Annotated in this window: 13 protein-coding genes; 11 read left to right on the top strand and 2 right to left on the bottom strand. The window is 38.1% G+C overall.

The window, feature by feature from the left end:
- Window positions 1-8: 8 nt before the first annotated feature.
- Window positions 9-2,129 carry a carbohydrate binding family 9 domain-containing protein gene (locus V7S76_RS01205; RefSeq protein ID WP_459508174.1) on the bottom strand — a complete coding sequence of 707 codons (2,121 nt, stop codon included), beginning with the start codon at window positions 2,127-2,129 and terminating at the stop codon, window positions 9-11.
- 286 nt (window positions 2,130-2,415) lie between these two features.
- Here V7S76_RS01205 and V7S76_RS01200 point away from each other — a divergent pair, with 286 nt between their 5' ends.
- The 7 genes from V7S76_RS01200 to V7S76_RS01170 all read left to right on the top strand — a co-directional run bounded on the left by V7S76_RS01200 (window position 2,416) and on the right by V7S76_RS01170 (window position 11,421).
- A complete protein-coding gene (locus tag V7S76_RS01200; protein WP_459508173.1) occupies window positions 2,416-3,444 on the top strand; it encodes a sensor histidine kinase in 1,029 nt (342 codons plus the stop codon).
- Window positions 3,437-4,117 (top strand): LytR/AlgR family response regulator transcription factor, encoded by a 681-nt coding sequence (locus V7S76_RS01195; RefSeq protein ID WP_459508172.1) that lies wholly within the window; start codon window positions 3,437-3,439, stop codon window positions 4,115-4,117. The genes V7S76_RS01200 and V7S76_RS01195 overlap by 8 nt, the downstream gene beginning before the upstream one ends.
- A 7-nt stretch (window positions 4,118-4,124) precedes the next feature.
- Window positions 4,125-4,580 (top strand): (2Fe-2S)-binding protein, encoded by a 456-nt coding sequence (locus V7S76_RS01190; RefSeq protein WP_459508601.1) that lies wholly within the window; start codon window positions 4,125-4,127, stop codon window positions 4,578-4,580.
- A 1-nt stretch (window position 4,581) separates the two neighbouring features.
- Complete coding sequence (locus tag V7S76_RS01185) at window positions 4,582-6,822, top strand: xanthine dehydrogenase family protein molybdopterin-binding subunit (RefSeq protein ID WP_459508171.1); 2,241 nt, start codon at window positions 4,582-4,584, stop codon at window positions 6,820-6,822.
- A gap of 4 nt (window positions 6,823-6,826) precedes the next feature.
- Window positions 6,827-7,657: an SDR family oxidoreductase gene (locus V7S76_RS01180; RefSeq protein WP_459508170.1), complete on the top strand. Its 831-nt coding sequence runs from the start codon at window positions 6,827-6,829 to the stop codon at window positions 7,655-7,657.
- A gap of 128 nt (window positions 7,658-7,785) precedes the next feature.
- The gene (locus V7S76_RS01175; protein ID WP_459508169.1) at window positions 7,786-9,879 is read left to right on the top strand and encodes a PKD domain-containing protein; all 2,094 of its coding nucleotides are present in this window, start codon (window positions 7,786-7,788) and stop codon (window positions 9,877-9,879) included.
- Between the two features lie 21 nt (window positions 9,880-9,900).
- On the top strand, window positions 9,901-11,421 hold the full coding sequence (locus tag V7S76_RS01170) for a glycosyl hydrolase family 79 N-terminal domain-containing protein (RefSeq protein WP_459508168.1): 1,521 nt from the start codon (window positions 9,901-9,903) through the stop codon (window positions 11,419-11,421).
- Between the two features lie 522 nt (window positions 11,422-11,943).
- Here the strand turns inward: V7S76_RS01170 and V7S76_RS01165 are convergent.
- A complete protein-coding gene (locus V7S76_RS01165; protein ID WP_459508600.1) occupies window positions 11,944-12,153 on the bottom strand; it encodes a tyrosine-type recombinase/integrase in 210 nt (69 codons plus the stop codon).
- 369 nt (window positions 12,154-12,522) lie between these two features.
- On the opposite strand from V7S76_RS01165, the gene V7S76_RS01160 reads away from it, so the two are divergent.
- The 4 genes from V7S76_RS01160 to V7S76_RS01145 all read left to right on the top strand — a co-directional run bounded on the left by V7S76_RS01160 (window position 12,523) and on the right by V7S76_RS01145 (window position 20,826).
- Window positions 12,523-15,228: a substrate-binding domain-containing protein gene (locus V7S76_RS01160; RefSeq protein ID WP_459508167.1), complete on the top strand. Its 2,706-nt coding sequence runs from the start codon at window positions 12,523-12,525 to the stop codon at window positions 15,226-15,228.
- Window positions 15,229-15,420: 192 nt separating this feature from the next.
- Window positions 15,421-16,737: a sugar porter family MFS transporter gene (locus V7S76_RS01155; protein WP_459508166.1), complete on the top strand. Its 1,317-nt coding sequence runs from the start codon at window positions 15,421-15,423 to the stop codon at window positions 16,735-16,737.
- Between the two features lie 4 nt (window positions 16,738-16,741).
- Window positions 16,742-17,662: a carbohydrate kinase family protein gene (locus V7S76_RS01150; protein ID WP_459508165.1), complete on the top strand. Its 921-nt coding sequence runs from the start codon at window positions 16,742-16,744 to the stop codon at window positions 17,660-17,662.
- A 26-nt stretch (window positions 17,663-17,688) separates the two neighbouring features.
- Entirely contained in the window at window positions 17,689-20,826 is a 3,138-nt protein-coding gene (locus V7S76_RS01145; RefSeq protein ID WP_459508164.1) for a SusC/RagA family TonB-linked outer membrane protein, read from the top strand.
- Window positions 20,827-20,845 lie beyond the last annotated feature (19 nt).

The following is a 20,845-nucleotide window of genomic DNA, read 5'->3' as shown; positions in this document are numbered from 1 at the left end:
TCAGTATTTTATAAATTTAACCAATATGTTAATTTCAAATTTATCGACCGATATGTTGGCCCAAATTCTTTCGTATAATAATTGTCATTATATACTATGTACAAATCTGATAAGGGAGCAAAGCGGTATTGTAAGCGTGAATTAATACCTAAGTTATTTGTCTGATTGTTAAACTGAATTAATGTCGACCAAAATAGTGATTTAGAAAAGGTTAAATCTACTTTGGGGCTTACTAAAACAATATGTGTCGTCGGATAGGGATGCGGTAATTCAATATAATCATAATTCGTAATCAATGAAATGAGCGCTTTCGGCATAATTCGAACATTGGTTATTCCGCTTAAAGAGACATTGTGGCCATTGAAAAACTGTCCCGCTGTCAAAGTGCCTGTAAAGGTCACTAAGCTTGAATTTTTGGAAGTATAAGCCACATATCCTTGTTGGTAAGTATAGTCCTGATTCCCTGGCAAAGGTTTAGCTCCTGAACGCGTTGGGTCAAAATTTGTGGTTAAATATGTATAATTCCAAATATAACGAAATGATAGTAGGGACTGGTTTTTAAATTCAATATCAGTATTCAGCCAAATTAATTGATCCGTTTTCTTGTAGTCAGCAGAAGGTTTAAAGAACATTAAATTAATCACTCTTGGGGTTACTTTATTAATCACACTACCCTGAGAATAAAAGGTACGAGAAATGCCATTTCCGGATTTAAAAATGTCTGTTCTCGGAATAAAACCCAAATCCGATCGAAAATCCTTATCCACATATACCCAGTCAGTTACAATATTGAAAAATCGAGTATTATAATTGAGAACTCCTTGTGATGACAAATTCCTGCTAAAATCGCCTGGTTGAAAGGATTTATGTAGGTAAAACTTCCCTGTCCAAGTATTATTCGCGGAAGCTAAATTATAATCAAAACCTATCACTCGGTTATATAGACTATTGGGATTTTGGAATTCATATTTACCCAATGTTTCGCGATTCAAAAGAAAAACACCAATATTTGAACGGCTAAATACCTTTCTTTGCAATACAAACATAGCATTATTATTGGATACTACTCGATTCACTATATCCTCTGCCGTTTGTAAATTCAATAATCCAATACGCCAATTCTGATCAAGTTTTCCACTTAAACGAACGCCTCCCAGTATTCGATTTTCGATGTTACGTCCCAAGGTGTCACGTACAATTCCAATGCGACGCGAGAAGAATGGTTTTGCATCATTATACGTACTTCCAAAACTTCCAAATAAGTCATTATTGTCGATGAAAAACTGACGTTTTTCTGGTAAGGATACCTCAAATCTCGTGATATTGGTCACCATGTTATCCACTTCTACATTAGAGAAATCTGGATTAATGGTCACGTCCAGGTTCATACCATTGCCTATCGCAATTTTTGCATCTACACCCAACCCCAAACTTGATGCTTCTGATTGATTAGAAAAATTTCTTCCCGACAATGCGTTTAAATAAGGGATCAAATAAATCGGGGCACGATTTTTTCGCAAAGGTTTTTCAAAAACCATTTCACCTAGAAATGCAAGATTGATTAGTAGTTGATTTTGTGGCACATTTGACCATGCGCTTTGTTCATTAGTTTGTAAATCCCACCGGTAGGTTTGAAACCGCCAACTTTGATCTCCTTCCCTAAATTTCAATGAACTAAAAGGTATAGCTATTTCTAATATATATTCATTACCAATTACTTTACCCTCAGACTGCCATTTAACGTCCCAAGTTGGATTTAATGCGTCTGCTGGGTTACTTCCTCCGCCTGAAATCAAAGCTTCTCTTTGAACGCCAAATGGATTCACACTAAAAAGGTAAGCAGTCGTCCCATCCTTGAACGTATCAAAAATCAATGACACATTATCATTTGTTGAACCACTAAAATCCCTACGAAGAGAGTTAATGATAAAATTTCCTTGTTTACTTTGTGCTCTAATTCCGATATATAAGTGTGAATCGTTATAGAGCAACTTAACTTCAGTTGGATTTTTGGATTTGATAGAATCTGTTGGGAAAAATTGCCAAAAGGATTCAGCCTTGTTAGCATGTCCCCAAATTCCCTCAGACAAAACCCCGTCTAAATCGATTCTCTCTGTTGTGTACTTCACGAAAATAGTGCGAGGATTTGTATCTCTAGGTGCTGAAATGATTGTAAATTGAACGAAGAAAAGAACTAGAAAAACGAAGTATTTATACATTAATTAGGCAGTTGGAATTCACAAAAGTAAGAGCCTATCCCTTTGACATTTTCTTTTTTCGCCGAATTCACTCTTTTTTAGATGAACAACGCTTGTGCTGTAGTTCGTCGAAAAAATGTGCTCTTGGTCGAAGGATAATTACTTTACCTGAAGTCAGTCTATAATTTATGTATATTTGAGAGTTACTTTTTTCTTTATGAATCAAAGAACTAGCGTTGTAAGTTTTAATATTATTTTTTGGAGCGCCCTCTTTTTTTATAAGTGGATAGGTTTTGGCGCACTTACTGAAGAATACACTAAACAATTTGCTTACTCCATTGTCAACATTCCTGTTGCTTTCTTGACTGCTTATGTCAGTATGCATGTGGTCTTTGATCGCATGAACCAAGCCAGCGTAAAATGGCCTTCTTATGCATATTTAGTAGGTATTGGGGTGATTGGAATCTTAATTAAACGACTTTTCAGCCACTATTATTTAGAACCTCATTATCTCAAAGATTTACATCATGGAAGCCTATTTACATTACCCAAAGTCTTGTACGAGCTAGTTAGTCTTTACCTGATGGTAGGTATGTACGGGATGTTTTATTTTATTCGTCGCTGGTATGAACAAAAACAAGTACTCGAGTCATTAAAACAAGAAAAAGTCAAATCTGAACTCGAATTATTAAAATCTCAAGTTCATCCTCATTTTCTGTTCAACATGTTGAACAATATTTATTCTGGGGCCTTAAGCAAAAGCCCTGAGACAGCACAGCAGATTTTGCAGTTATCCAATTTCATAGAATACAATCTATATCATTCGCAAAAGGAATGGGTTCCACTTAATGAAGAATTGGAATATCTAGGTAATTATATCGCACTCCACCAGATTCGTTTAGGAGAAAAACTACAGGTTGAGAAAACCATTTCTGACCATGTTAATCAAGTACAAATTCCGCCTCTTTTGCTTTTGCCATTAATTGAAAACGCGATCAAACATGGGGCGAATAACTCAATTCGAGTAGCTTGGCTTAAGGTTCAAGTAAATGTCGATGCAATAACGAATTCCTGTTTAATTATTATTTCCAATAGTTTTGAACAGGCGGTTTCATCTGAAAATGGAGGAGTAGGACTCTCAAATATCAGACAAAGATTAAAATTCCTATATCCGGACAAACACTTGTTAAACATTGTGGAAAATCCAGGAATTTACGAAGTACACCTTAATTTGATTTATGGTTAAGTGCGTTATTATTGATGATGAATTGCCGGCTCGGTCTTTGCTTGCCAATTTTGTGCAACAATTACCTGATTTTGAGGTCGTTGCCTCCAAGGATAATGCCTTGGATGGATTTGTTTATTTGCAACAAAACAACGTCGATTTGCTATTCTTAGATGTTCAAATGCCGCAAATGACAGGGCTCGAACTAGTGAAATCTTTAAGTAAAAAGCCGCATATTATTTTGACAACGGCTTTTCGAGAATATGCTGTGGATGGATTCGATTTAGGGGTTTTTGATTATTTAGTGAAGCCAATAAGTCAAGAACGATTTCTGAAGTCGGTCGACCGATTTCTCCAACAAAAAGAGGGATATAATGGAGTGCTAGAACCAGTATTGTTGAAAATAGGAAAAGAGACAAGGAAATTTAAGCTAGAAAGCATCTATTATTTCGAAGGTCTTAAAGACTATATCAAGGTATACAGTAAGGAAGGTGTTTTTGTGATATATGAGCGCATGGGAGCCATGGAAATGATGTTACCTTCAGACCATTTCTGCAGGATACACAAATCCTATATTGTGTCTAAACATCACATTACGCATCGTGGGACAAATTATGTGACAATCCAGGGTTTGCACATTCCGATTGGGAGGACCTATCGACAAGAATTTATGGATAAAATCTTAAAAAACTAATGCTATGATTAAAAAGTATTCTTTGCGCATTAATAAAAAAGTCCACCAAGTAGAGGCGGACGAAAACATGCCCCTATTATGGGTGCTACGAGATATTCTCGGCATGGAAGGTACTAAATACGGTTGTGGCGTGGGCTCCTGCGGGGCTTGTACGGTGCATTTAAATGGAAGTGCGGTTCGATCTTGTCAATTGCCGATTTCGGCATTAGCGGGGATGGAAGTCACGACTATCGAAGGCTTATCCGCGAAGGGGGATCACCCGGTACAGAAAGCGTGGATTGCAGAGGACGTTGCACAATGCGGGTATTGTCAATCTGGCCAAATCATGAGCGCAGCTGCACTTTTGAAAAGTACACCAAACCCTACGGAGGAAGATATTGAGAATTTCATGGCTGGCAACATTTGCCGTTGTGGAACCTATACGCGTATCAAAAAAGCCATCCAATTAGTCGCTACGAAATAAGATGAAAAAGACAGACTCAAATCTCAGCAGACGTTCGTTTTTGAAAGTATCATCGCTATCCGGAGGAGGCATGATGCTCGGTATTTCTTGGTTCGCGAGTGCAAAACCCGTGGAATCGCTAGGCGAATTGAACATCGAACCCGTATGGCAAGAGGTGACTAGTTTCATCAAAATTGCTTCGGATAATTCGATTAAAATATTCTCTCCTAACCCAGAATTTGGCCAAAACGTGATGACCTCCTTGCCGATGTTAATCGCAGAGGAATTAGATGTGGATTGGAAGCAAGTCGAGGTGGAACAAGGGAATTACGATCCCAAAGCTTTTCCACGCCAATTTACCGGCGGTAGCCAAGGCATTCGCATGGCTTGGAAGCAATTACGGACGGTGGGTTCGGCAGCGCGTCAAATGATTTTGACGGCGGCAAGCCAGGCCTGGAATTTGCCAGTAACAGAATTGACCACCGCTAACGGAATGGTCACACATGCATTCAGTGGCAAGTCAGAAACCTATGGAGCTTTTGCAGCTGCGGCTGCGAAACTACCGGTGCCTAAGGATATCGTTTTAAAAGGAAACCAATCGTTCCGCTTAATTGGTACTCCACAGAAGAATGTGGTAGCCCCTAAAATCGTACAAGGAAAACCCTTATTTGGGATGGACTACCGCGAAGCAGGCATGTTGTATGCGATGACGGAACGTCCACCGGCTTTTGGGATGCAATTAAAATCCTTTGATGCGACTGCGGCGAAAAAGATGCCAGGTATCGTGGATATTTTCCCGATTAAAGTATATAATGATGACCACAAATTTGCGGGATTTGATACACGTGCTTTTAACGAAGTAATTGCTATTGTTGGCAAATCTACCTGGGATGTGATGAATGCGCGCAAGAAGTTGAAAGCGGTTTGGGAAGTAGCGCCAGAGAAAAAGGAGTTGGGTCAAAATGGCCAAGAAAGAACAATTCCAGCGGGTTTAGAAAGCACGAAAAAGCATTATGCTCAAATGCTCGAAATGGATAAAAAACCAGGCAAAATTGAGCGTAGAGACGGGGATCCAGAAAAGGCTTTTACAGAGGCGAAACACGTCATTGAAAGAACCTATACGGCACCCTTTTTGGCTCATAATATTATGGAACCTACGAATACCTTTGCCCATTTTGTAGGGAACAAAGTGCGATTCGTGGCACCTATTCAGATCCCAGATTTTATGGTTCCATCGATGGTGGCACGTTTAGGCATTCCGAAGGAAAATATTTCGATTGAATTAGCTCGTATGGGTGGCGGTTTCGGTCGTCGTGCTTACGGTCATTATATGATTGAGGCGGCCTTGATTTCGAAGCAAGCTAACGCCCCAATTAAACTAATTTATACGCGTGAGGACGATGTGAGCGGTGGTACTTATCGCCCATTGTATCAATTGACGTATCGCGCGGCATTTGATGAGAATAAGAAGCTGATTGCTTTTCATGCCAAAGGTGGAGGAGTTCCTGAATCTCCTCTGCATGCGAATCGTTTTCCAGCGGGAGCGATTGATAATTACTTAGCCGAAAGCTGGGTGATCCCATCTAACATTACCATTGCAGCTTTCCGCGCACCGCGGTCTAATTTTAATGCAGCTGCGGAACAATCGTTCTTGGATGAGATTTCAGAATACATGGGTAAGGATCCGATTGCCTTCCGTTTGGAATTATTACAACGGGCAAAAGACAATCCGGTAGGAAAAACAAACGATTACGACGCGAGCCGTTACATGGGCGTGTTGGAACTAGTTCGAGAGAAATCGGGCTGGGGGAAACCGGAAAATGCGGGAAAAAAGCGCGGAGTTTCAGCGTATTTCTGCCACAATTCGTATGCAGCGCAGGTCATTGATTTACGCGTGAAAGGCGATCAAGTAACGGTCGACCAAGTAACTACTGCCCTAGATTGCGGCGTAGTTGTGAATCCAGAAGGAGCTAAAAACATGGCGGAAGGTGCGGCAATTGACGGAATCGGAAATGCCTTGTTTGGTCAATTAACGTTAACAGATGGTAAAACAGATCAAAAGAATTTCGATACCTACCGCATGATTCGCCATAATGAGGCACCGAAGAAAATCGACGTACATTTTGTGAAGAATGAGATTGATCCTACGGGATTAGGCGAGCCGCCGTTCCCTCCAGTTTTTGGGGCGGTTGCGAATGCATTGTATCAGGCGACGGGGAAGCGTTTTTACCAACAACCTTTTCAACCTCAATTAAAAGGGTAAAAAAATGATGAAATCGGATGTTTTAGTTGTTATTGGTGTAGGGGGAATTGGGATGGCGATCGCAAGACGTGAGGCCGCTGGTAAAATAGTATTGTTAGCAGATATTGATAAGAAAAAATTAGAAGAAGAGGCTCTTGGATTACGAGCGATGGGTTATGAAGTGGAGACTATTCAAACTGATGTTTCATCCATTGATTCAGTAAATAAATTAGTAGAGAAAGCGGTTTCGTTGGGTAATGTATTGCAATTAGTTAATACAGCTGGCTTGTCCCCTAATATGGCACCTGTTGATAAATTAATTAAAGTTGATTTGTTGGGTACTGCTTATGTATTGGAAGCCTTTGGCAAAGTAATTTCTAGAAATGGATCCGGCATACACATTTCAAGTATGGCCGGTCACATGATTCCTGATTTAGGTTTGGAGGCAAATAAAGCCTTAGCTACTTTGCCAGTTGAAGAATTGAGTGGTTTGCCTATGTTGCAACCAGAAAACATCCCTTCTACTTCTTATGCATATTGCCTATCTAAAAGAGCGAATCAGCTCAGAGTTCAAGCCGAAAGTTTATCTTGGGCTAAAAGGGGCGCAAGGGTAAACTCAATCAGCCCAGGTATTATTTTAACGGCTTTAGCCCAACATGAATTTGATTCCCCTGTAGGCGATACCTATCGAAAAATGATTGAACTTTCCGCTGCCAAAAGAGTAGGAACGGTGGATGAGGTCGCTAATTTGGCTCATTATTTACTCAATCAAGAATCCGGTTTTACGACTGGCAGTGATATGCTTATGGATGGAGGAGTAATTGCGTCTATCAAGCTTGGGTTGATTACATTTTAGTCAAAAGCTCTAGGTTTACCATTATCTAATGCTCAATTGTTTATCTAAGGTCAAATGAGAATCGGTAGTTTTATGCTTTACTAGTAGCTAATTAGTTATTTTTTGAAACGAGTATATTTAAAACCCTCATGAAAACAAGATTAAATACCCTTCTATTTCTAATACTTTTTTTCTCTGTTGCAAAAGCACAAACCTATCCGGCTCTAAGTCAACAATCCGCATCTCATTATGTTATTAAAGACACGTTGTTTAAAGTTCCATTTATTGATATAGACGAGTGGAGAGACAAACCGGTGAGACACCGATATGTTCACGGAGGATTTGAAGGAACCACTGCTCGATTTTCATTTTATTTTCCTCAAAAGGAGCAGTATCAAGGGCGCTTTTTTCAGTATATAACGCCAGTTCCTGATAATGAAAATTTATCACAAGGGGCAAAAGGCGAAGAAGATAAGATAGGTTTTTCGATTGCCAGTGGAGCCTATTTTGTTGAAACGAATGGAGGAGGAAATGGCGTATATGGTAAGAATGTCAATGTAAATGCGTTTCGTGCTAATGCGGCTGCGGCTGCGTTTTCAAAAGTTGTCGCCCAACAAATTTTTGGGGCTCATCGGACCTATGGATATTGTTTTGGAGGAAGTGGTGGTGCTTATCGGACTATTGGTGGTTTTGAAAATTCAGATGTTTGGGATGGAGCTGTACCTTATGTAGTGGGCTCTCCAGTAGCCATACCTAATGTGTTCTCAATAAGAATGCATGCCATGCGTATTTTAAAGGATAAATTTCCAAGCATCATTGATGCGATGGATACGGGTGGAAGTGGTGATCCCTATGCTGGGTTGAATTTGGAAGAAAAAGAGGCCTTATTGGAGGTAACGAAAATGGGATTCCCTCCACAGTCTTGGTTTGGCTATAAATCCATGGGAATTCATGGATTCGCTGCACTTTATCAAGGAATGATGATGGCAGATAGAAATTACTTTACGGACTTTTGGGTTAAGCCTGGTTACTTAGGAAGCAACCCTACGCCATCATTATTACGTGCAAGAATTCAGCATCCGGCAAAAATAAAACGAGCAATTTCTGTCAAAGAAGCCATTTCATTAGGTTTAAGTGTGTGGGCTCAAACGGACCAAAACAGAGGTACGGCAGACGCAGCTTGGCAAAGACTTTTGGAAAAAGAGGATAATTTACCTGTTGCTTTTGAATTAGACCAAACCTTACCCGCTATTGATTTCCTAGGGGGAGACTTATTCATTAAATCTGGAAATGGGAAAGGAAAAAACTTATTTGTATCTCAAATCAAAGGGGACATTGTCATATTCGCTGGAGGCGATGCTAACTTAATTAGAAGTATTCAAATAGGAGATGATGTTCAGGTAGATAATTCCAATTTTTTAGCTGCCCAAACCTACCACAGGCATCAAGTTCCAGGCAAAGGTTATACGGTTTGGAATCAGTTTCTAGATAAAGAGGGCAAGCCTATATATCCTCAAAGACCGATGCAATTAGGACCCTTGTTCACTCGTGGCGCTTCGGGTATTTTGCCTACAGGGAAATTTAAAGGAAAGATGATTTTGCTAGAATCGCTTTACGATCGGGAGGCCTATCCTTGGCAAGCGGATTGGTATGTTTCTCGTGCAAAAGAATTTTTAGGAGATAGCCTTGATAAGAACTTTAGAGTTTGGTACACAGATAAGGCCTTGCACGGGGATGTTTCAGAACAAGAATTCCCTACTAGATCGGTTAGTTACCTAGGGGTTTTGCAACAAGCATTGCGTGATGTAAGTCAATGGGCAGAAAAAGGGGTGGCTCCTCCTACGAGTACTTCATACACCATAGCAGATGGTCAAGTAGTAGTACCTTCAGATGCAACAATTCGAAAAGGAATTCAGGCAAGTGTTCAATTAACGATAACAGGAAAGAAGAAAATAGAGACTAAAAGAGGTCAAATTTTTGTTATGAAAGTAGCTACTCAATTGCCACCAAATGCCGGGAAAATTGTTTCTGTCGAGTGGGATTTAGATGGCTCAGGGAAATTTGCTACGAAAGAAAATAAAGTTGCATTGAACAAAAATGGAGTATTTCAAATAAGCCATTCCTACTCAAAACCAGGTGTATATTTCCCTACTGTTCGTATCGCTTCTGAACGCAATGGTGACGCAAACACTCCGTTTGCGCGTATTCAAAATTTAGATCGCGTACGAGTAATTGTAAAATAAAAAGATCAATTAACTATAGAAATGAACAACTTAAAATGCACGGTTTTTTCTTTCTTCTTTTTAGCGATTAGCCTTCAGGTATTCTCCCAAGAATTACCTGTGGGGAAGCCCATTAATTCTTTGAACCTAACTCAATTGAAAAAATTAGGCCAAGTAGATGAGCGCTATCAATCTTTTAATATTGAAATGTGTGAAGTGATTGGTGGCGACTTTTGGATCCCTTATCATTTAATTGATTCCGTCAGAAAAACCTCTAAAAAAACAGGATTTGCGGCACTTAAATGGACGATTGAGCCGATTAATTTGTACAATAAGAAACTTAGAAATTTAGCCGCAGCGTTGGGCCCATACTATCTTCGCGTGAGTGGAACTTGGGCTAATGCGGTTTATTTTCAAGATAATGACGAGGCTAAAATGACAGCGCCACCAGCTGGGTATAAAAACATTTTGACAAGAAACCAATGGAAGGGAGTGGTGGACTTCAGTAAATCTGTTAATGGCAAAGTTGTTAGCTCCTTTCCAATTAGCGAAGGTATCCGAGATGAAAAAGGCCAATGGACAAGCAAAGCACTGAAACCAATAATGGATTATACCCATTCCTTAGGTGGAGAGATTGTGGCTGCCGAGATGTTTAATGAACCTTCGCATTCATCACATGGAGATGCGCCTAAAGGATATAACGCAGCTAATTTTGCAGCCGACTTTTCCCTATTTAAGGAGGTAGTGAAAAAAGAATATCCCCAACTTACCATTTTAGGACCAGGTTCTACAGGTGAAGGTGGAATCATCCCTTCACAAGATATTTTCGTGGATAATCTTTTATCCGCTCCGCCTAAACCGGTATTTGATGTTTTTACTTATCACTTTTATGGAACGGTATCCAAGAGGTGTGGAGGAAATCAGACTGTTGAAAAAGCCTTAAGTGCAGAATGGTTAAGCAAAACGGAAAAGGGATTGGATTTTTACAAACAAGCTAGAGATAAGTATATGCCGAATGTTCCTATTTGGAACACAGAAACGGCGGAGTCTGCCTGTGGTGGAAATCCGCTCGCTACTACCTATGTAGATACGTTTAGATACTTAGAGCAATTAGGTAGATTAGCCAAAAAAGGTGTTCAGGTTGTCATGCACAATACGCTTGCGAGAAGCGAATATGCCATTTTGGAACAAGATACCTATACTCCAAGACCCAATTATTGGGCTGCACTATTATGGAATAAATTGATGGGAACGCAAGTGTTTGAATCGCCAAAATTAAGTCCAGGAGTAGATGTATTTGTACACGATTTAAAGGGTTCTAATAAAGGAAAAACAGTCCTAGTGCTAAATACTACCTCAGCTGAAACAGAAATTGAAATCCCACAATCAGGAAAAATTTATGTGCTTTCTTCAGATCAATTGACTTCAAAAAACATGAAATGTAACGGGGTCGAACTGAAGCTAAATGCCGATGATACGGTTCCTGAAATTCGTGGTGAGAAACTAAATAAAGGAGTTTTGAAATTAGCGAGCCATAGTATTGCGTTCATTACGTTGAAGTAAAATTAGGTATTGGTTCAGCCGCAATATTGGATGCCAAATTCCAACTATTATGGGTGCACAAATCAAAAAGAGGTGGTAATTTACTTCCTACAATTTAAACGAAGTTTAGATTTTAGAATTTGTGCAGCATTTGTATAGCAAAACACCCAAAAACCACTATTTTGCTTTACAAAAAGACTCAAATATGGTCTTTAAATCAAATAAAGACCTGATTTGTGATAATGTAGGTTTCCGGTACCTGATATGATGGTTCTATTAAATCAAAGACTAAAATAAAACAGGATAGGGGCGGTGCTACAACCGAAGCAGAACGACCTAATTTGATACAATTTCGATACAATTAGATTAACTAATATAATACCTACACTATTATATTTTGACGTTTTTGTCCGATTTGAGTTCAGTCAGAGTTGTTTCATTCCCACCGTCCGGACCGCCAACTTTAAATTAAGTCTCTGATTTTCAGGGACTTTTTTATGCCTGGTGCTAAATGGGGTGCTGCAAAAGGGATTTCAAGGATTCTCATCCCAAAATACTGTTTCCAATTTCTAACATATCGTCAATATCAAAATCACTTTTGATGTATTTTTGGAGCGTCGACAACTTCTTGTGTCCGGTAATTTTCATAATCTTGTGGTACTCCATACCCCTATCAGCAAGTAGCGTTGCCAAAGTTCTTCTTGCGGTATGAATGACAATCATTTGATATTTCTTCGAATACTTTGAGGCAATGTATCTCGCTTCGACCTCATAATCATTTTCCCAATAGGACTTTAGTCGAGTAAGTCTATTATACCTAATATCATCGTTTGGATTTCTAATCTAAAGATGATGAACGTATTCATGAATGATTGTGTCACATAGTTCTTCTATTGAGCTATGTATTAGTACAAAGATTGTTATCCTCTTATTATAATACTGATTATTCCCTGAGTAATTGGTTTTTGCTCAGCTTGAGTTAAGTCAGATTTGTTTCATTCCCATCGTCTCCACCTCCAACTATAATTTAAGACTCCTGATTAAATATACTTTGTAACATTATTCATAGTATTTGTCTATTTTTCGTAAGTATATTTAGGAAGGATTCCCCAATTTTATTGAATGAAGACTTTTATTAATTCGCTTCTTTTAGCTTTTATTATACTGCTTGCTAATTCATGTTCCTTCAAAAAAGAATACAAATACCGTATTGTTTTTTTACAATGCTGCCACGATGATTGGCGAAATGTGATGAATAGTGAAATGAGAAGGGAGTTGGCATTTCATCCAGATATTAAGTTTGAAATCATTGAATCGTATAGTGATACTAAAAAGCAATTAGAACAGATTAAGGAAATTGATAAGCAAAAAATTGACTTATTAATTATTTCTCCCAACGAATCCAAGTCCTTTTCCACCGTTATCGATGAAATATATAAGTCGGGGATTCCTGTAATTTATGTTGATCGAAAAACTGATTCCGAACAATATTCTGCTTTCATTGGAGCAGATAACTATGAAATAGGAAAAACGGCAGGCAAGTTTATCGCTAGTCAGTTTAAAGGTCGAGGGAATGTCATTGAATTAGAATTGGAAATGACCTCTTCACCTGCCATCGAAAGAAATCGTGGATTTAATGAGGCTTTTAACCTTTATCCTGAAATGAATAAAGTGGCGACTCTCGAAGTCAAAAATATCGAATTAGACATAAATAAGAAATTAGCAGGTATATTAAAAAATCACCCTGAAACGAATATTATTTTCGCGCACACTGATTTTTTAGCATTATCTGCCTATCGGACGGCCCAAAAATTAGGGAAAGCAAAAGACTTATTCTTTGTTGGAATTGATGCAATTCCAGTAATAAATGGTATGCAATTGGTTAAAAATGGTACATTAAATGCCACTTTATTGTATCCTACGGGTGGCGCTGAGGTAATCCAAACCGCTGTTAAAATTCTAAATAAACAGGCCTATAATAAAGAAACGAAGCTTTTGACAAATGTGATAACATCGGATAATGTCAATATTATGTTATCCCAAATCCAGAAAATAAAAGAACAACAAGTTGAAATTGAGCGGGAAACATTAAAAATTAATGATTTGAATAAAACCTACTCAACCCAAGGAAACCTTTTATATTTTATAACTGCTTTGCTTACGGTTATGGTTGTTTTAGGGGTTTTTCTATATTTTCTTTTAAATGAAAAACAGCAGTCTAATCGAATTTTAGAAGAGCAGAATTTGGCAATTCTCGAACAAAAAAATGAAATAGAAAAAGTGTCTCTTTTAGCAAAAAAAGCAACAGAAGACAAAATGAGGTTTTACTCCTATATTTCACATGAATTCAAAACACCTTTGAGCCTGATCCTTACTCCGACCGAGGATTTGTTGCAAAGAAAAAGTACCGACTTAAAGGAAATACAATCAACTCTAAAATTGATCAATAAAAATGCCTATCGCCTACTACGCCTCGTTGATCAATTTTTAGAGATGAGAAAGTTGGATGCCGGGAAAATGGAATTGGAAATTGGGCAAAATGATTTAGTTGCTTTCATCAAAGATATAGTACAAGATTTTAATTTAAAGGCAAAACAAAAACAGATTGATCTTCAATTTATTAGTCCTTTTAAAGAGATTCAATTTGGATTTGATCCTGAAAAATTAGATAAGGTCTTATTCAATCTCATTTCTAATGCTTTCAAATACACACCAGATGGGGGTTTGATTCACGTGTCAATTTTAAGAAATATAGATAAAATTGAAATAAACATTGCCGATAATGGGGTCGGTATGACCCCCGAAGAAAAAGCTAATGCTTTTGATTTGTTTTACAGAGGAAACAAAAACATTTCTTTAGGAACGGGTTTAGGCTTGGCTCTTTCACAAGAGTTTGTTGCCTTGCATAAGGGAGAAATCACGATAAATTCAGAAAAAGGCAAAGGGACCACCTTCAGAATTGTACTTCCTATCATGGAGATAAAGTCCCTTTTGTTAGAAAATCCAGTAATAGTTTCTTCTAAGAATATCACTGAATTTGAGGAGGATAGTGCTCTGATGATAGAAAATAATACGCAACTCACGTTTGAGAATACGATAATCTTGATTGAAGACAATCATGATTTGAACCAATTTCTAACCCGAAAATTAGGAAAAAACTATACAGTAGTTGCTACGGATAACGCAGAAGATGGTTGGCAAGAAATTTTAACCTGTATTCCTGACATGATTATTTGTGATGTGATGTTGCCCGGTATGGATGGCTTCGCTTTGACACAGAGGGTAAAATCTGATTTCAGAACCTCTCACATTCCGGTAATTTTATTGACTGCTAAAAGTCAAATTGAAAGTCAAATTGAAGGGACAAAAGCTGGGGCTGATGATTATATTTTAAAACCGTTCAACCAGCAATTATTAGAGGAAAAATTGAAAGGTTTGGTTGAAAATCGAGAACGTATGAGACGCAGATTCTCAACTGAAGTTATTCATCCCAATCAAGTTCAGAAAGGAGAAAGAAGATTTTTAATTGAATTTGAAGCATTAATCGAAAAGAATATTCAAGACAGTTCACTATCAGTCGAGAAATTAAGTCAAGAGTTAGGAATGTCCAGAGTTCAGTTATTTAGAAAAATATCAGCCTTGACAAACCGAAATGTGGCGGATTACATTGCTGATTATAAATTGCGAAAAGCAAAGATTCTCTTAAATGATCATGAAAAAAACATTTCTGAGATTGCTTACGAGTTAGGCTTCAGTACCCCAAGTTATTTTACGACCTTCTTCAAACAAAAGACAGATAAGACGCCAAGTGATTGGCGGAATAGTTAAATGTATCAATTTTGGTATTTCGTGTTACAATCCTTGTATTATGAGATTGATCTCTGTTTAAATATTATATAAAGTGCTGACAATAAAGTACTTAAAAATTGTTACAGAACTGTAAGTATTTGAAAGAATTCTAATATCCTACCCTAAAGTATTGCTCTAATTTTGATTCATTAAAAACGTAACAAGTTTGTAATGAATCAAAATATTAAAATATTTTTCTGGTCGCTCTCAGCTTCTTTGGGCGGTTTTCTTTTTGGCTTCGATACGGCCGTAATTTCTGGTGTTGAACAAACACTTCAAAAACTTTGGGAACTCAATTCCTTAGAACACGGAGTGACCGTTTCCATTGCTTTAATAGGTACTGTTGTAGGCTCTCTAATTGGTGGTATTCTTGCCGATAAATTTGGCAGAAAAAAATCGCTTTTCATTATAGGCATTCTTTATTTGCTTTCTTCTTTAGGTACCGCTTATGCTTTCGATTGGTCGGTATTTTTAATATTCAGATTTATGGGTGGTCTAGGCGTTGGTGTTTCTTCGGTCGTTGCTCCCTTGTATATATCCGAAATCGCTCCAGCTCACAAGCGCGGACGTTTGGTAGCGATGTTTCAGTTCAATATCGTTTTAGGGATTTTAATGGCCTACCTGTCAAATTACTTTTTATCTGGTATAGGTGAAAATGAGTGGCGTTGGATGTTAGGAGTACAAGCCTTCCCTTCACTTATTTTTACCATTACGGTTATGTTAATTCCTGAAAGCCCACGCTGGTTGATTCTTCAAAGAGGAGATGTTTCCGCCGCACGAACTATTCTTCATTCCATTGACAAAGATGCTGCTGAGCAGATCATCGTCTCAATTCAGAAAAATACCACTAAAGTGAAAGTAGTTTTGTTCCAAAAAGCCTATAATCGTCCAATCTTGTTAGCAGTATTATTTGCGGTATTTAACCAAGTTTCTGGTATCAATGCCATTATATATTTCGCTCCTCGCATTTTTGAAATGGGAGGTATTGGTAAAGATTCGGCTTTATTGTCTTCAGCGGGAATTGGGCTAATGAACCTCATTTCTACATTGTTAGGTATTTCGATGATTGATCATTTTGGACGTCGAACCTTAATGAAGGTGGGCTCCGTCGGACTTATTCTTACACTTATTTTGGTTTCTCAGGCATTATTTAGCCAACAACTGAGTTTAAATGTTCCTTTTTATCTTTTCGCGTATATCTCTTTCTTTGGTTTCTCTCAAGGAGCAGTTATTTGGGTGTTTATCTCGGAAATCTATCCTAATGAAGTCCGAGCTAATGGACAAGCCTTAGGCAGTTTTACACATTGGCTAATGGCGAGTTTCATCACTTTTACCTTCCCTTATTTTGCTGAAACCTTTGGGGGTGGGATGGTCTTCGCCTTTTTTGCTTCTATGATGGTTTTACAATTGCTTTTTGTATGGAAACTCATGCCTGAAACTAAAGGAAAGTCACTTGAAAACATGGATAACATAATAATTACGCACTAGAAATATGCAGAGTCATAAAAACAAGATCATTTGCTTTGGCGAAATGCTTTGGGATATGCTTCCTACAGGAAAAATGCCTGGTGGAGCCCCCATGAATGTTGCTATTCAATTGAAAAATATGGGTAATAATGCTGTAATCATTAGTAGAGTTGGAACAGATGATTTAGGGAATGAATTGCTCAGATTTATAAAAGATAATGGGCTATCAACTCAATTTATCCAACACGGGAAAACGCACCTAACCGGTGTTGTGAAAGTGAATATTGAAGATAAAAATAATGTTAGCTATAAAATTGTCAAACCCGTAGCTTGGGATTATATCGGAGTAGAAAATGATGCATTGGAAGCAGTTAAACATTCTGATTGTTTCGTCTTTGGAAGTCTATCAGCCAGGTCAAAGGAAACCTTTAATACACTTAAAAAACTCTTGGAGGTAGCAAAGTTTAAAGTGTTGGACATTAATTTACGCCCACCTTATTATAACAAAGAAACTATCACGTTTTTACTGAAAAAAACAGATTTCCTCAAACTTAATCACATTGAATTAGATGAAATATCAGGCTGGTTTTTTACCAGAGGGACAATTCAAGAAAACCTAAACCATTTGTCCGAATTATTTAACATCGATACGATTTGTGTAACACAGGGTGAAGATGGAGCAATGCTTTTACATCAAAAGGAGTTTTTCCACAGTTCGGGATTTGCGGTTGATGTAGTGGATACAATTGGCAGCGGTGATTCTTTTTTAGCCTCCTTTATCTCGAATTTCTTAAAAAACGTCACCCTAGAAAATGCCCTGATCGAAGCATGTGCAGTGGGAGCTTGTGTGGCCACCCACCATGGAGCTTCTCCTCTTATTTCCAAAGAACAAATTCAGCTTTTAATAAATAATCATTCAGTACGAGTTCCTTTTAGTAAAGTTTAATACATACAATTAAAACAATTCAAATTATGAAAAAAACCCTATTATCTTTTATTGTGATGTTTTTAACATTACAAGCGGCTTATGCCCAACGCCAGGTGACTGGCACGGTCCGAGAAGGCGACAACAATGTGCCTCTCATCGGTGCAAGTGTACTAGTGACTGGTACAAAAATTGGTGCAATCACCGATGTAAATGGCAAGTTTTCAGTTTCAGTTTCTGAAACTGCTTCTACTATTCAAGTAAGTTTTATTGGGTATGAAAAACAGGACGTATCCATTAAGGGAGTCAGCGATGTACAAATTACCTTAGCTTCTGGAAAAGAATTGAGCGAAGTAGTAGTAGTAGGTTACACGTCTCAAAGAAAACAAGACTTGACTGGATCAGTGGTGGTGGTTGATTTGAAACCCATCAAAAATATCAGCTCAGGTAACCCGATGCAATCTTTGCAGGGGCGTGTACCTGGTTTGTACATTGAAAAAGATGGTTCCCCAAATGGTAGTAACTCTCGAATTTTGATTCGTGGAGCCAATACGTTGGGGAATAATGACCCATTGTATATCATTGATGGAATTCCAACGACTCGTCCTGAAGTTTTCCAAAACATGAATCCGTCAAATATTGAATCAGTTCAGGTCTTAAAAGATGCCTCTGCTGCATCTATCTACGGAGCAAGAGCCTCGAATGGGGTTATTATTGTCACCACAAGAAATGGGGCTAATTCAGATGGAAAGATTGAATTTCAATTCAATAGCAGTATTTCTGCGCAATCAGAAAAATCCATGCGTTTTAATATGTTGAACTCTTTGGATAGAGGAAAAGCCTTGTGGCAAGCCTCCGTCAATGATGGACAAGACCCTGCTGCTGGTTATGGTGATATATATTCTTTTGACTGGAATAATAATTTACAAAGTCCAAAATTAAATGGCGTTACCCTTAAACCTTACGTAGGTGGAGACGCCAATACACCAGTAGGTGATACCAATTGGCAAGATGTCATGTACAAAACAGGTATCGTGACAAAAAATGATTTCACTGCATCTTATGGAAATAAAAATTCTTCGTTAGAAATCAATATTGGGCAATTGAAAAATACGGGGATGTTGCGATTTACGAACTACGACCGTTTGAGCGGAAGCATCAACGCTATGACGCGTGCATACAATGACAAATTGAAGTTTGGTGTTAATTTACGCATTGCAAATTCGAATGAAACACTTACTGCAAGAGATTTAGGAGGTGCTTCAACTACTTTTTTAGCTACTACGCTAGTCCCTACCATTCCTGTTTTTCAGAAAGACGGCAAAACCTATGCGGGTGCATCAGGTGGAGGCTATTCGGATAGAAATAACCCATTGCACATGCAAGAACTTGCGAAATGGAACAATGCAAATCGTTTGAGTTCATTTGGAAATATTTTCGTAGAAATTCAGCCGATCAAAAATCTCTTTTTTAAATCGAATTTGGGCGTTGATAACGCGACATACTTAAATAAGGTGATAACGCCTACATTTTCGGAAGGTGCTTTTAACCGTACGACAAATAGCTTAGCTTTTGACCAAAATCATTACATCAGTACTACTTGGTCAAATACATTGCGTTATAATTGGGATTTGAATGCGAAGAATCAGTTCAAATTTTTAGTTGGTACTGAATATATCAAAACAGATTTGGATTTTCAATTCACGAAGAAAGAAGGATTTGCTCTTCAATCAGAAGATTATTTTACGCTAAATGCTGGAACAGGAAACACCACTGTTTCAGGAGGTTCTACAGGAAGTCGTTTATTCTCTCAATTTGCTCGTGTTGATTATAATTTTTCAGATAAATATTTAGCTGCGGTTACAATTCGTCGTGATGGTTCATCTCGTTTTGGTTCAGATAATCAATATGGAATTTTCCCTGCAGCCTCTTTAGGTTGGAGAATTGACCAAGAGAATTTCATGAAGAGTAATAAAATTTTCTCTGAACTCAAGGCAAGAGTCGGCGTAGGTCGTGTAGGTAATCAACAAATTGGTGATTTAGCTCGTTTTGGTTTATTTGATACAAGATACGGAACAACTCAGGCTCAATTAGTGGGTGGTTTTTGGGAACAATATATGAACATCGGTACAGCTTATTCTTTGTCAGGAGCTAATACCGGGACATTGCCTTCAGGATTCGTTCAAACACAAGCGGCCAATTCGGGATTAAAGTGGGAAACTACAGATGAAATTAACGTAGGTCTAGATTATGCTATTTTGAACAATAAAATTTTCGGATCATTTGATTATTTCACGCGTAATACTTCCGGCATTTTGATTACGCCACCAGTAGCGGCAACGCTTGGTGAGGGACAATCAAAAGCAGTTAATGGTGCATCAAAATCAAATAAAGGCTGGGAATTTGTATTAGGATACCGTGGATCAGTAGGAAATGATTTGAAATTCAATCTTGTTTCAAACTTTGCACATTTCAGAGATGAAATTACCGAATTGCCAGAAAATGTTCGTCCAGCTTATGCAGGGAACTTGGTAAATACCATTATTGGACATTCACAATTTGATATTTTCGGTTACAAGACCAATGGACTTTTCCAATCGCAAGCTGAAGTAGATGCGGCTCCTAAACAAATAGGTGCTGGCCCAGGAAGAATTCGATATGTGGATATTAACGGAGATAATAGAATTGATGATTTGGACAGAACTTGGATTGGTACCACTTTACCAGCACTTGAATATGGATTACGATTGGATTTGACCTATAAAAAATTCGATGCCTCTATTTTCGGTTCAGGTGTAGCGGGTAGAGAAGGTTTTGATGTGTATACCGTTTTCAATAATTTAATGAGAAGTAGAGAAAATGTTGGTCCCGGTGTATTTAACGCATGGACACCCCAAAACACAAATACCAATGTGCCTGCTCTAACATTGAAGGATAACAATGGGGAAGGTCGTACATCTGACTATTTCATCGTCAATACTTCGTATTTCAAAATGCGAAACATACAAGTAGGTTATACCCTCACTCCTAAATCTGTATTTTCAAGAATTCGTTTTTATGGAATGGCTGAAAACCTATTTTGGTTAAAAAGCAAGAATTACTTGAGCCCAGATCCAGAGCGTATTGACCTTGACCCTGTGCCGATTCCAAAAACCTTCACTTTCGGAATTAACGCATCTTTTTAAACCTAAATCGAATTAATGA

This window comes from Aquirufa sp. ROCK2-A2, from assembly GCF_054558485.1.
The sequence above is the reverse complement of the archived record's forward strand: the minus strand, read 5'-3'. Positions and strand labels throughout refer to the sequence as shown.

Excerpts from the sequence above, each read along its gene's own strand:
- V7S76_RS01200 (WP_459508173.1), top strand. The coding sequence starts at position 2,416 with ATGAATCAAAGAACTAGCGTTGTAAGTTTTAATATTATTTTTTGGAGC.
- V7S76_RS01195 (WP_459508172.1), top strand. The coding sequence starts at position 3,437 with ATGGTTAAGTGCGTTATTATTGATGATGAATTGCCGGCTCGGTCTTTG.
- V7S76_RS01185 (WP_459508171.1), top strand. The coding sequence starts at position 4,582 with ATGAAAAAGACAGACTCAAATCTCAGCAGACGTTCGTTTTTGAAAGTA.
- V7S76_RS01180 (WP_459508170.1), top strand. The coding sequence starts at position 6,827 with ATGATGAAATCGGATGTTTTAGTTGTTATTGGTGTAGGGGGAATTGGG.
- V7S76_RS01175 (WP_459508169.1), top strand. The coding sequence starts at position 7,786 with ATGAAAACAAGATTAAATACCCTTCTATTTCTAATACTTTTTTTCTCT.
- V7S76_RS01170 (WP_459508168.1), top strand. The coding sequence starts at position 9,901 with ATGAACAACTTAAAATGCACGGTTTTTTCTTTCTTCTTTTTAGCGATT.
- V7S76_RS01160 (WP_459508167.1), top strand. The coding sequence starts at position 12,523 with ATGAAGACTTTTATTAATTCGCTTCTTTTAGCTTTTATTATACTGCTT.
- V7S76_RS01155 (WP_459508166.1), top strand. The coding sequence starts at position 15,421 with ATGAATCAAAATATTAAAATATTTTTCTGGTCGCTCTCAGCTTCTTTG.
- V7S76_RS01150 (WP_459508165.1), top strand. The coding sequence starts at position 16,742 with ATGCAGAGTCATAAAAACAAGATCATTTGCTTTGGCGAAATGCTTTGG.
- V7S76_RS01145 (WP_459508164.1), top strand. The coding sequence starts at position 17,689 with ATGAAAAAAACCCTATTATCTTTTATTGTGATGTTTTTAACATTACAA.